At 65.9% G+C, this 12211-nt stretch carries 10 protein-coding genes; 8 read left to right on the forward strand and 2 right to left on the reverse strand.

Annotated features, from left to right (window positions below):
• The first annotated feature begins 95 nt into the window (after positions 1-95).
• The 6 genes from ACFVVK_RS04225 to ACFVVK_RS04250 all read left to right on the forward strand — a co-directional run bounded on the left by ACFVVK_RS04225 (position 96) and on the right by ACFVVK_RS04250 (position 7409).
• Complete coding sequence (locus ACFVVK_RS04225) at positions 96-2084, forward strand: DUF6541 family protein (RefSeq protein ID WP_390263863.1); 1989 nt, start codon at positions 96-98, stop codon at positions 2082-2084.
• 147 nt (positions 2085-2231) lie between these two features.
• The gene (locus ACFVVK_RS04230; protein WP_390263866.1) at positions 2232-3521 is read left to right on the forward strand and encodes a nucleotide sugar dehydrogenase; all 1290 of its coding nucleotides are present in this window, start codon (positions 2232-2234) and stop codon (positions 3519-3521) included.
• Between the two features lie 46 nt (positions 3522-3567).
• A complete protein-coding gene (locus ACFVVK_RS04235; protein ID WP_390263869.1) occupies positions 3568-4164 on the forward strand; it encodes an acyltransferase in 597 nt (198 codons plus the stop codon).
• Entirely contained in the window at positions 4161-5252 is a 1092-nt protein-coding gene (locus ACFVVK_RS04240; protein WP_390263871.1) for a DegT/DnrJ/EryC1/StrS family aminotransferase, read from the forward strand. Before ACFVVK_RS04235 ends, ACFVVK_RS04240 begins: the two co-directional genes overlap by 4 nt.
• A gap of 1 nt (position 5253) precedes the next feature.
• A complete protein-coding gene (locus ACFVVK_RS04245; protein WP_390263874.1) occupies positions 5254-6249 on the forward strand; it encodes a Gfo/Idh/MocA family oxidoreductase in 996 nt (331 codons plus the stop codon).
• A 53-nt stretch (positions 6250-6302) separates the two neighbouring features.
• Positions 6303-7409, forward strand: a complete 1107-nt coding sequence (locus ACFVVK_RS04250; RefSeq protein ID WP_390263876.1) for a glycosyltransferase — start codon at positions 6303-6305, stop codon at positions 7407-7409.
• 77 nt (positions 7410-7486) lie between these two features.
• Here the strand turns inward: ACFVVK_RS04250 and wecB are convergent, their stop codons facing one another.
• Both wecB and ACFVVK_RS04260 read right to left on the reverse strand, forming a co-directional pair.
• Positions 7487-8563, reverse strand: coding sequence for a non-hydrolyzing UDP-N-acetylglucosamine 2-epimerase (gene wecB, locus ACFVVK_RS04255; RefSeq protein WP_390263879.1), 1077 nt, complete (start codon positions 8561-8563; stop codon positions 7487-7489).
• Between the two features lie 143 nt (positions 8564-8706).
• Positions 8707-9852: a glycosyltransferase gene (locus ACFVVK_RS04260; protein ID WP_390263882.1), complete on the reverse strand. Its 1146-nt coding sequence runs from the start codon at positions 9850-9852 to the stop codon at positions 8707-8709.
• Positions 9853-9903: 51 nt separating this feature from the next.
• Here ACFVVK_RS04260 and ACFVVK_RS04265 point away from each other — a divergent pair, with 51 nt between their 5' ends.
• Positions 9904-11010, forward strand: coding sequence for a glycosyltransferase family 2 protein (locus ACFVVK_RS04265; RefSeq protein ID WP_390263885.1), 1107 nt, complete (start codon positions 9904-9906; stop codon positions 11008-11010).
• Between the two features lie 74 nt (positions 11011-11084).
• Positions 11085-12206, forward strand: a complete 1122-nt coding sequence (locus ACFVVK_RS04270) for a glycosyltransferase (RefSeq protein ID WP_390263888.1) — start codon at positions 11085-11087, stop codon at positions 12204-12206.
• The last annotated feature ends 5 nt before the right edge of the window (positions 12207-12211 follow it).

The raw sequence follows: 12211 nt of genomic DNA on the forward strand, positions 1-12211 counted from the left end.
CGGTACCGAACCCCCAGCCAAGTAAGATTTCTAGGGACGGCCTCGACCTTACGGTCCGTTTCTGCCGTTCAATCAACGTTCTCGGAGGATTTCCTTTGTCGTGGTGGTCTGTGGTTCCGATTGTCCTTGTGACGATCGGTGTGTTTTTCGTTCCCGGGGCGTTCGTCGCCTGGGCGAGTCGAGCCCGCGGGATGGCGCTGCTGGCCATGGCTCCGGCCATCACCGTGTCGATCGTGGCAGTGTCAGCTATTGTGGCGCCCCTCCTGCACATGGAATGGTCACTTGTGCCGGTATTCCTCTTCACCGCGCTGCTCACTGCCGTTGCCCTGGCAATAACGATCTGCCTCACCAGGAATACCAAAGCCGCGACACACGGCCCACGGAGCCAGATTAACTGGGCGGCCGGTGCTGGACACGGTTTCGCCCTACTAGCTGCGGCTTTTCTTATCAGCCGCCGTCTAGTGGCAGCCTTCGGCCGGCCGGAGTCGTTCTCTCAAACGTACGACAATGTCTTCCACCTTAACGCCGTGCGGTACATTCTCGACACGGGATCGGCATCGTCCCTTACAGTGAGCTCCATGATCGGCGGCGGATTTTATCCGGCCGCCTGGCACGATCTCGTGGCACTAGTTGCCGCCACAACCGGGGCCGCCATCCCCGTTTCCGTAAATGCCGTTAACATCGTCGTAGGGGCGATCGTCTGGCCGCTCGGGTGCATTTTCCTTGCACATAAGGTTCTGGGAAACCGCGTCGTCGTTAGCGTTGCCGCAGGTATTCTCTCCGCGGCTTTCGGCGCGTTCCCACTGCTGCTGCTGGACTTCGGTGTCCTTTATCCGAATTTCCTGGGCAACGCATTACTGCCGGCGGTCGTGGCGTTGGGAATCCAAGCAATGGGATTGGCAAGAACGCCCTCGGAGTCGAAACCCGTAGCTTGGTTGCTATTCATTTTGGTGCTTCCTGGCCTCGCTTTAGCGCACCCGAGCAGCCTCATGGCGCTGATGGCGCTGATGCTCACACCCCTGCTGATCCTTTGGTCGAAGATCGCATCCAGGTCGGCGCGGCGGTCGCCCCGCCCGGCACTATCTGTCGCTGGCATGATTCTGGCACTTCTTCTGGGGCTGGGCGCGCTTGGCGTTCTGTGGACAAACGTTCGCCCGAGCGAGAGATCGTCCATGTGGCCCCCCGTCGAAACGACGGGGCGTGCCATTGGCGAGGTACTCACCAGTTCAGCCATTGGAGGGCCGGTTTCATGGGCAGTGATGATACTGGCGGTGGCCGGACTAGTCTCGCTGATCCTGCGGCGCGAGCAGCTCTGGCTTGTCGGGATGTACGTTGTTATCGCCAGTCTCTTCGTCATCGTGGCGTCCTTCCCCTTCGGGGACGTTCGGACATTTTTCACCGGCGTGTGGTACAACGATCCCCCCCGGCTTGCGTCGCTCCTCCCTCTCACGATTCTTCCATTGGCAGTTGTAGGCGCAGTCCGCGGCTGGGAGAAATGGTTGGTTCCGCTGATGGCCAGATACGCCGCCAAGGAACCGTCGTCTGCGGATGAACCTGGTGTAACTCCACGGTATGCCGTTATAGCGACGGCGATCGTCGTTGCAGGCTTGCTCGCCGTCGGTACCCAGCAAGAGAATGTTGGGGCGGCGACCGATTCGGCCACCAATAGCTATCGGATGACCAACGACTCGCCACTGATCTCCCTAGACGAAATGGCTTTGCTGAAGCGACTGCCGGACGAGATTCCTCAAGACGCGACTCTCCTGGGCAATCCGTGGAACGGAAGCGCCCTGGCGTACGCGTTTGCCGACAGGAAACCCATCCAGCTTCACATGACCGGCGAGCTCCCTGCCGGCTCGGATCAACTGTTCACGCGTCTCAATATGGCCAATTCGGATCCGAAACTCTGCCCGATCGTTCAGCGCCTGCATATCGGGTACGTGCTCGACTTTGGCCACCAAGAAGTACACGGCGGCGACAACGGTTTCCGCGGGCTGGACAACCTAGAGGCCGCCGGGGTGGCCAGACTCGTGGATTCCCAAGGACAGGCAAAGATCTACAAACTGACAGCCTGCGGGCAGTGAGCGCGGAACCTGTGGGCCGCCCGGCGAGCACGGAAATGTATTGTTTTGAGGGGTCGATCAGCTGTGCACTGGCGGCGCGGCAGCCGCTAGTGTGGAGACTGGTCCTTCGGCCCCGCCATCAGGCATGAGAGAAAAGGCACGAAAATCGTGAAGATTGCTGTAATTGCGTTGGGTAAGATCGGCCTGCCCTTGGCCGTCCAGTTTGCGTCCAAGGGTCATGAGGTGGTCGGCGTCGACGTCAACCGGCAGGTTGTCGACCTCGTCAACGCCGGAACAGAGCCCTTTCCCGGCGAAGCCAAGCTGCAGGAAAAGCTTTCCGAGCTGGTGCCCGCAGGGAAGCTCCGGGCGACGACTGACTACGCTGACGCCGTCCCGGAAGCGGACGTTGTGGTCCTCGTCGTGCCGCTGTTTGTCGACGCCGAGGCGAATCCCGATTTCGGCTGGATGGATGTGGCGACCGCCGAACTGGCCAAGCACCTGACGCCCGGCACCCTGGTGTCCTACGAAACCACCCTCCCGGTCGGCACCACCCGGACCCGGTGGAAGCCGGCCCTGGAAGCCGCCTCGGGCCTGGTCGAGGGGCAGGACTTCCACCTGGTGTTCTCCCCGGAGCGCGTGCTCACCGGCCGGGTGTTCGAGGACCTGCGCAAGTACCCCAAGCTGGTGGGCGGCCTGTCCGAAGCGGGGGCAGCCAAAGCGGTCGAGTTCTACCAGGCCGTCCTGGACTTCGATGAGCGGACTGACCTGGCCCGGCCGAACGGCGTCTGGGACCTGGGCTCCGCCGAGGCGTCGGAGATGGCGAAACTGGCGGAAACGACCTACCGCGACGTGAACATTGGACTCGCCAATCAGTTCGCGCGCTATGCCGCCACGGCGGGCATCGACATCTACCAGGTCATCGAGGCCGCCAACTCCCAGCCCTACAGCCACATTCACACACCGGGAATCGCCGTCGGCGGACATTGCATCCCCGTTTATCCGCGGCTGTACCTCTGGAACGATCCGGAGGCTACGGTGGTGCGCGCAGCCCGCGCGGCCAACGCCGACATGCCGGCCTACACCATCGGACTGCTCGAGGGAGCCTACGGCGACCTGACAGGCGCCCGCGTGGTGGTACTCGGAGCTGCCTACCGCGGCGGCGTCAAGGAGACGGCGTTTTCCGGTGTCTTCGACGCCGTCAAGGCACTCGAACTGCGCGGCGCCTCGGCGCTGGTCCATGACCCGCTGTACACCGACGAGGAACTCCAGAAGCTGGGCTTCCAGCCCTACCACCTGGGGGAGCCCGCGGACGCGGCCGTGGTCCAGGCAGACCATGCCGAGTACCGCACGCTGGGACCACAGGACCTTCCTGGGGTCCGGGTGTTCATCGACGGGCGCAGGGTGAGCAGCCCCGAGGCGTGGGACGGCGTCCAGTACCGCGTCATCGGCAAGGCATGACCTCGGTGGTTGCGCCGCACATCTTCCCGTCGACAGGAGATCCACGATGAATAACATTGCCCCGAGCGCTGATGTTTCTGACCGCGCCGTGCTGGGCGCCGGCACCAAGATCTGGCACCTGGCCCAGGTGCGCGAGGACGCCACCCTGGGAGAAAACTGCATCGTCGGCCGTGGCGCCTACGTAGGCACCGGCGTCCACATCGGCGACAACACCAAGATCCAGAATTACGCGCTGGTCTACGAGCCGGCCAGGCTCGGAAAGGGCGTCTTCATCGGACCCGCAGTGGTCCTCACGAACGACACCTACCCCCGCTCCGTCAGCCCCGATGGATCCTTGAAGAGCGCGCACGACTGGACCCCGGTGGGCGTCACCATCGAGGATGGAGCGTCCATCGGCGCTCGCGCCGTCTGCGTGGCTCCGGTGACGATCGGGCGCTGGGCGACCATCGCCGCAGGCGCTGTCGTCACGAAGGATGTCCCCGCCTTCGCCTTGATGGCCGGAGTACCGGCCAAACGGCTCGGCTGGGTCGGCAAGGCCGGCTTCCCGTTGCGTGAGGTGGAGGGGTTCTGGGTGTGCCCCGAGACAGGCGCCAAGTATGTAGAAGAAGAAAATTCCCTGAAAGAGGCAGAGGACAACGCATGAGCCCGGACTTTATCCCCGCAGCCAGGCCGATCATCGGCGACGAAGAGCGGGCGGCCGTAGATGCCGTACTCGCCTCTGGAATGCTGGCCCAAGGCAAGCAGGTAGCCGAGTTTGAAACCGAGTTCTCTTCCGTGCTCGTCGACGGACGAGCGGCTGTCGCCGTAAACTCCGGCACCTCCGGTCTCCACCTCGGTCTCCTCGCCGCCGGCGTTGGCCCCGGCGACGAAGTCATCGTGCCGTCCTTCACCTTCGCCGCCACCGGCAACGCCGTCGCGCTGACCGGTGCGACCCCGGTCTTCGCTGACATCGAGCTGGACCACTACACCCTGGACACCGACCACGTCGCTTCGCTGATCACGGAGAAGACCAAGGGCATCATGCCGGTCCACCTCTACGGCCACCCCTTCGACGTCGAGGGCCTCGGCCGGCTGGCGTCGGAGCGGGGCATCGATCTCTACGAGGACGCAGCCCAGGCCCACGGAGCAAGCTTCAACGGCAAGAAGGTGGGCAGCTTCGGCACCTTCGCCATGTTCAGCCTGTACCCGACGAAGAACATGACCTCCGGCGAGGGCGGCATGGTCACGACGTCGGACGCCGGCGTCGAGCACAAGCTCCGGCTCCTGCGCAACCAGGGCATGCAAAAGCAGTACGAGAACGAGATCGTCGGCTTCAACGCCCGCATGACCGACCTGCACGCCTCCATCGGCCGCGTCCAGCTCACCAAGGTGCTCGGCTGGACCGCGCAGCGGCAGCAGAACGCGGCGTTCCTCGACGCCAACCTGGAGAACGTCGGGATCCCGGCCGTCAAGGAGGGGGCGGGGCACGTCTACCACCAGTACACCATCCGCGTGACCGAGGACCGCGACGGGATGGCCAAGGCGCTGCGGGACGAGTACAACATCGGAACCGGCGTGTACTACCCGGTCCCGAACCACCGGCTTCCGTCCTTCAACCGCACCGAAGACCTGCCCAACACGGAGACGGCCGCCAAGGAAGTGCTCTCCCTGCCTGTTCACCCCTCCCTGAGCCAGGACGACCTCGATCGGATCGTCACTGCCGTCAACGCCGTCGCCAAGGCCGGTGCCTGAGATGGCGAATCTGCGCGTAGGCCTGATCGGGCTGGGAATGATGGGCCGGCACCATGCCAGGGTTCTTCGCGAGCTGCCCGGCGTCGACCTCGTGGCTGTGGCCGACGCCTACGGCGATCCGCACGGCGTCGCCGGGGGCCTGGACGTACTGTCCTCGGTTGAGGAACTCATTGCGCAGGGCCTGGACATGGCGGTCGCCGCCGTCCCCACGGGGATGCATGAGGAAGTCGGCCTGGCACTGGCCGAAGCCGGCGTCCACACCCTCGTGGAGAAGCCGATTGCCGAAAGCGCCTCGGCGGGCCGACGCCTCGTGGATGCATTCGAGGCCAGGAACCTCGTGGGCGCGGTGGGACACATCGAGCGTTTCAATCCGGCCCTGCAGTCCCTGCGGAAGAGGATTGAAGCGGGCGAACTCGGGGAGGTTTACCAGATTGCCACCCGCCGGCAGGGTCCCTTCCCGTCGCGCATCGCCGACGTCGGGGTCGTGAAGGACCTCGGCACGCACGACATCGACCTCACCGCCTGGCTCGCCCGGAGCCGCTTCGAATCGATCTTCGCCCATGTCACCACGCGCAGCGGCCGTCCGCACGAAGACATGGTGGCGGCGACGGGGCAGCTGGAAAGCGGTGTCATCACGAATCACCTGGTGAACTGGCTTTCCCCAATGAAAGAGCGCCTGACAATCGTCACCGGCGAAAAGGGCGCTTTCGTGGCCGACACGGTGACGGCGGACCTGACGTTCTTCGAAAACGGCACCGTGGCCACGGAGTGGGAGTCCATGGCAGCTTTCCGGGGTGTCTCCGAGGGCAACATGACCCGGCTTGCCATCGCCAAACCAGAACCGCTGCGCACCGAGCACGAGGCCTTCCGCGACGCCGTTCTGGGACTGCGCAACGACGTCGTGACCATGCGCGAAGGCCTGGAGACGCTCGCCGTTGCCGAGGCCGTGCTGGAGTCCGCGCGCAGCGGGCAGATGGTCAAAGTCGTCGCCTCGTGAGGGCCCGTCCCGGATTGAGGGTCGCGGTCGCCACCCGGCTTTTCACACCGGAAGTGGGGGCCGCTGCCTTTCGTCTCCAGGCCCTGGTGGACGGGCTGGTGGCCGCGGGGGCTGAGGTCCAGGTCGTGACCACCCGCGCCCCCGGCGGAGCCTCGGCCGGCAGCGTCCCGTTCAAAATCAGCCGTTGGCCCGTCCTGCGGGACCCGGGCGGCAACGTCCGCGGCTACCTGCAGTACCTGAGCTTCGACATACCGGCCTTCTTCCGCCTGCTGGTTCAGGGCGCGGATGTTGTTGTCTCCGAGCCGCCGCCAACCACCGGGCTGGTGGTGGCCCTCAGCAGCTGGCTGCGCCGCCGGCCGTTCGTGTACTACGCAGCGGACGTGTGGAGCGAAGCGCTGTCCGCAACTGACGTGCCCGGCGTCGTCATCGGCATCATGCGGCACGTGGAAGGCTTCGTACTGCGACGTGCGGCCTGCGTTATCGCCATTTCTGATGCCGTGGCCGAGCAAGTCGCAAAGTTCGACGTGCCGGCCGAGCGGCTCCGCGTGGTGGCCAACGGGGTGGACACCTCAGTCTTCAACCCCGAGGGTGAGGCCGCGGCCAGTGAACGGCCTTATTTCGCCTACACCGGAACCATTTCGGAATGGCAGGGAGCCGATGTTTTCGTCCGCGCACTGCCGATCGTGCAGCGGAAATTTCCGGACGCGGAGATCCGCTTTTTCGGCCAGGGCACCGATGAGCCGGCCCTCCGGGCGCTGGCGGCCGAGATCGCTCCCGGGAGCGTGGTTTTCGGCGGAGTCGTTCCGCCCCGGGAGGCTGCGGCGTGGCTGCGGGGAGCCGCTGCGGCTCTTGTCAGCATCAAGCCAGGCCAGGGCTATGACTTCGCCAAGCCCACCAAAATCTATGCGGCCGCAGGATGCGGCACCCGGGTGATCTTTGCCGGGGCCGGCGAGGGGGCGGCAGTGGTGGCTGATAACGGACTCGGCGACGCGGTGGGCCACGACCCCCATGCCGTGGCCGCTGCGATGATCGCCGCGCTCGAAACCGCCGACTCCGGCCGGGGACTCCGCTCGCAGTGGGTGGCGGACCACGCTTCCCTCGCGGCGGCAGGCCAGGCGGCGGCGGCGGTCGTTGCCACGGTGGCGGGGACCTGCCGCTGACGGTCCCTACGGCCTGCAGGGAGAACAGCAGGGGCGGGAACGGACTCCCTGTAGTCCGTTCCCGCCCCTGAATTGCGCTACTTGCTGACGGACTCCGCCTTGAAGCTCAGCAGCGTGTCCACAATCTTCTCGGCAGCGTGTCCGTCGCCGTATGGGGCTGCGTCCGTGGGCTCGGGAGCGGGCCGCTTCACTGTGTCGGCAAGGATGGAGAGGTCTTCGCTCACCAGGACGTTCCACCGCGATTCGAGGGTTTCAACCCACTCCGTCTCGGGACGGATCGTCGTGCACGGTACCCGGAGCAGGAAGGCTTCCTTCTGCAGGCCCCCCGAGTCGGTGATGACGCCTGCGCTGTTGACTACGGCGTTGACCAGCTGCGGATAGGCCAGCGGCGGGCATACCCGGATGCTTCCCTGCTCGAGGGCCAGTCCGTGGCGTTCGGCGAAACTGACCAGGCGCGGGTGGGCTAGCAGCAGGACAGGACGGTCCAGGGAGGCCAGGGACGCGAGGATGGACTGGAGGCGGAACGGCGAGTCCGTATTGTCCGGACGGTGGATCGTGCTGACGTAGTATCCCTGCGGGGTCACATCGAGGGGGAGGGGCTCTTTCCTGCTCGCCAGCAGGGCCCGGACCTGGTACAGGACGTCGGTCATGACGTCGCCGACGAGGACAGTCTTGTCCGCGAGGCCCTCGTTGGCCAAGTGGTCAACGGCCACCTGGGTGGGGGCCAGCAGCAGGTCCGCGGCGTGGTCGGTCAGGACGCGGTTGTGTTCTTCGGGCATGCGCCGGTTAAAAGAACGCAGGCCGGCTTCTAGGTGGGCCAGCGGGATGTGCATCTTAACCGCGGCTATCGCGGCGGCCAAGGTGGAATTCGTGTCGCCATAGACCAGAACGCAGTCTGGATTGGCCTCTTCCAGGATCTCTTCGAGGCCTGCGAGCATGGCCCCCGTTTGGGCACCGTGCTTGCCGGAGCCCACGCCGAGGTTGAAATCGGGCGCTGGGATCCCCAGGTCACGGAAGAAAACATCGCTCATGAGCTCGTCATAGTGCTGGCCGGTGTGGGCAATCAGATGCTCCGCCCGGCCGGAGAGGGCCGACGCGATCGGTGCGAGCTTTACAAATTGTGGTCTTGCGCCGACGACGCTGAGAATACGCATGTTCCAAGCTTAGGCGACAGCGGGTGTCCGGACCCGTCGGCTGTGATGCTGCGCACGTGTCACAAGCGTAACCCGGGAAGAAACATCAAGAGTGCGCTCGGGAGCCTCCGGCAGCGGGCGGGACGGCCGCGCGGGTTCCCTAGTCAAGGTGCGGCGGGCGGTGCCCTGAAAACGCCCGTCCTGGCCCGCAGTCTTTCGCTGAGGTAGTGGCGGAGCGTCGAATCGCGGGTCAGCGAGTCCTGCAGCCGTGGAGTGAGCAGCTCCGCCCACCGTCCGGAGCCCCGGTAATCCGCCACCGCGGCGCGCAGCTGCCGAAGCTCACCGGCAGAGCCAGCGGCCCCGATCAGCGCGGAGTCACGCCGGCTGATGCTTGGGATGGAACCGCCGGCAAGAGCCAGGACCCGCCCGGCAACGGAACGCCAGTACAGGCTCTCCTCGGGATCCCACAACGGGGCGCGGCCGGGGGACTCGGGGGCGTCAGCGCGCCTGAGCAGCGCCCCGATGCCGTGCACCCTTAGGACCTTGTGGGCGATGGCGCGCCTTTCCGGCGTCGACGCCTGCCGCAGCCAGTCCGTGTCAAGGAGGCGTTCCAGCCAGGCGAACTCCTGCCCTAACGGCCGGATTGCGCTCGTTACGCGGCCTGCCCCTGAGTCATCCGTCTGCCGGTACGCGGGGGCGCCATACGGATAGCAAACAGCCCCGGAGCGGAACCACAGCCGCAGCGTAGGTTCAATGTCTTCACCGGTCAGGATGCCCTCGGTGTAGCCAAACCCCAGGGCCTGCAGGCTCTCGCGGCGTAACAGCCCGTACGGCACGCTGCGGTACGCCAGCCCGTCACGTAGGGGGTGGAGGATCCGGGGCTTTGAGGGCCGGATCCGGGGAGCGGCGAGAATCGTCCCCGACGGGTTCCGCAGCGGGGCGATTACGGCCGCGGCACTCTGCTTCTCGGCCACCTGCCACCAGGACAGCAGCGAACCAGGTTCCAGGTAGTCGTCCGAGTCAAGGAAGCTGAGGTAGTCCGCGCTGCTGCGGCCCAGGGCGTAGTTGCGGGGGCCTGCAGGTGACGCCACGCCGTCGGCATGGGTGAGATAGGTTACGCCGGCGAGGCCGGAGGGAAAACCGGGGTGGGACAGGCTGTCCGGGGAAAGGTTGTGCAGCACCACAGTCACGCGCAGCTCGACGCCGTGATTGGCCATCGCCGGGCGTTGGTCAAGGACTGAGGCTATTCCGCGCGCTACCGGCCGGGCCGGGTCATGGACCGGAATGACGACTTCGATGCTCCGGCTCACGGGTTCGTACTCCTTGGCGGTGTGCGTTGGGTTCCGCGATAACCTTACTGGGTGGACAACCAAAGCCAGGATTCCGTGCTGCTCGACGTCGTGATCGCTGTGCACACTCCGGATCGGCCGGTGGAACGCGCAGTAGCCTCCCTGGTTGCCGGCGGACTCCCGACGGATCCGCATGGAGCGCAGCGCCTGAGGATCAACGTCGTTTGCCACAACACCGGCGTGGATCCCATCCGCGCCCGGGTGGCTGCCGAGCATCAGCCCCTGGTCCGGTTCCTGCACTACAGCGACGGGATCAAGAGCCCGGCCGGTCCCTTTAACCACGGCATCGCCCGAGCCACCGGAACTTGGGTTGCGATCATGGGAAGCGACGATTCGGTGGAGCCCGGCGCGTTGGCCCGCTGGGTCGAGAGCGCCGAGGCTGAACGGGCCGACGTCCTCATCGCGCCGATGGCGCATGCGGGCGGCAGCACGATCCGCACGCCGGTGGTCCGGCCGACCCGCCGGGCCGGCCTTGATCCGGTGCGGGACCGCTTGAGCTACCGGACTGCCCCCCTGGGCCTGATGCGGCTATCGCTGATTCGCGCCCTCGGCCTAGTGTTTCCCACGGACTATGCCACAGGGGAGGACCAGCTGTTCTCCGCGAAGCTGTGGTTCTCCGGTGCCCGGATCAGCTACGGGCGCGGCCTTCCGCGGTATTTGGTCCACGACGACGCCCAACTGCGGGTCACCCGGACACCCCGGCCCGTGACGGAGGATCTGGCCTTCGCCACGGACCTCGTGGCCACTGACTGGTTTGGCCGGTTGACGCCCGGCTCTCGCGAGGCACTCGTGACCAAACTGATCCGCATCCACGTCTTCGGGCACGTGATGCTGCGCGCGCAGTCCGGGACCTGGAACGCCACCGACGCATCCAAGATGGCCGCCGTGTTGCGGCAATTGCTTTTCGAGGCCCCGCTTGCCGCCCGGCCGCTGTCCCTGGCCGACAGGCGGCTTCTGGACGCCGTCGTCCGCCAGGAGGCGGACGCCGCGATCATGGCGGGGCTCGCCGCTGCACGGCGGAAATTTACCAGCCCGTGGACCTGGATGCCGCGCGACCTTGCCCATGTCCTGCATCCGGAAGCTCCCCTGCGTTTCATGAGTGCTTCGGCACTCGTCTAATCCATCCGCCGAGGACATTCTCGGCGACGACCGCCGTGAACGCGGTGCGCCCGTCCACGCCACAGAAGGAACCCATGAAGATTCTCGTCATCGCCACGTGGTACCCGAACGATGAGAACCCTGCCGAGGCACCGTTCAATGCGGACCATGTCGAGGCGATTCGACGTCGCGGTCACCAGGTACGGGTGGTCCACGTCCGGCTCGGCAGCGGGTTGGCGATGCCGAGCCGGGAATCAGGCGTCTGGGACGGAACGCCGGTGCGCCGCGTCCTGGCGGACCCCGCCCAACCACGCACTCTCCTGCGGGCTCTGCGGACCCTGCACCGTGAAATGGCATGGGCCGACGTCGTCCATACGATGGCCTTCTCAAGCATCCTCGTCACCTCCGCGGCCTGGGCACTGCGCGCGGTGACCGGGCGCGGCCCCGCGTGGGTCCATACCGAGCATTGGAACGGCGTCGTCAACCCCCGGAGCGTATCGCCCGTGTGGGCCAAACTCTCTTGGCTGCGTGCGGTGCTTCGGCTGCCCCACGTGGTCACCGGTGTCACCGGTCAACTCGCTGGCGAAATGCAGAAGTTCGCGCGTCCGCATGCGGCGATGACCATCCCTTGCGTCGTCAGAGGACCGGAAACCCTGACAGCCGCACCGTTCGGACCGGTACTGCGGCTCGTGGCCGTCGGCGGCCTGATCGCACGAAAGCGCCCCAAAGAGGCCATCGAGGCCATTGCCTGGCTGCGGGACCAAGGGACAGACGCGAACCTGACGTGGGTGGGGGAGGGGCCGCTGCGGGAGGAGTGCGAGGAGATGACCGCCACGCTTGGCCTGAAGGACCGGGTGAGGTTGGTGGGAGCCGTTAGGCCCGCTGACGTGGCAGGATACCTCTCCGATGCCGACCTCTTTTTCCTGCCTACCGCCCAGGAGAATTTCTTCACCTCGGCTGCCGAGGCACTGGCAGCGGGCCGCGCCGTCGTAGCCACCCGAGTCGGCGGTTTCAGCGACTACGCCGATGACGCAAACAGCCGCCTGGTGGATGACCCCGCTCCGGAAGCGCTCGGACGGGCGGTCCTCGACGCGCGTGCCGCCTTCAAGAACGTCCCCGCGGAGGACATCGCGGATCCCATCCGGGCACGTTTCTCACCTGTTGCGGTCGGGGAACTATTTGACCGCGCCTATGTGGCGGCGCTGGCGCGTGCCTAGTGCTC

The sequence above is a fragment of the Arthrobacter sp. NPDC058192 genome (assembly GCF_042883665.1).
Classification (GTDB): domain Bacteria; phylum Actinomycetota; class Actinomycetes; order Actinomycetales; family Micrococcaceae; genus Arthrobacter.

Bases quoted from the DNA above. Each gene is read 5' to 3' on its own strand.
- ACFVVK_RS04235 (WP_390263869.1), top strand. From the start codon at position 3,568: ATGAATAACATTGCCCCGAGCGCTGATGTTTCTGACCGCGCCGTGCTG.
- ACFVVK_RS04240 (WP_390263871.1), top strand. From the start codon at position 4,161: ATGAGCCCGGACTTTATCCCCGCAGCCAGGCCGATCATCGGCGACGAA.
- ACFVVK_RS04245 (WP_390263874.1), top strand. From the start codon at position 5,254: ATGGCGAATCTGCGCGTAGGCCTGATCGGGCTGGGAATGATGGGCCGG.
- wecB (WP_390263879.1), bottom strand. From the start codon at position 8,563: ATGCGTATTCTCAGCGTCGTCGGCGCAAGACCACAATTTGTAAAGCTC.
- ACFVVK_RS04270 (WP_390263888.1), top strand. From the start codon at position 11,085: ATGAAGATTCTCGTCATCGCCACGTGGTACCCGAACGATGAGAACCCT.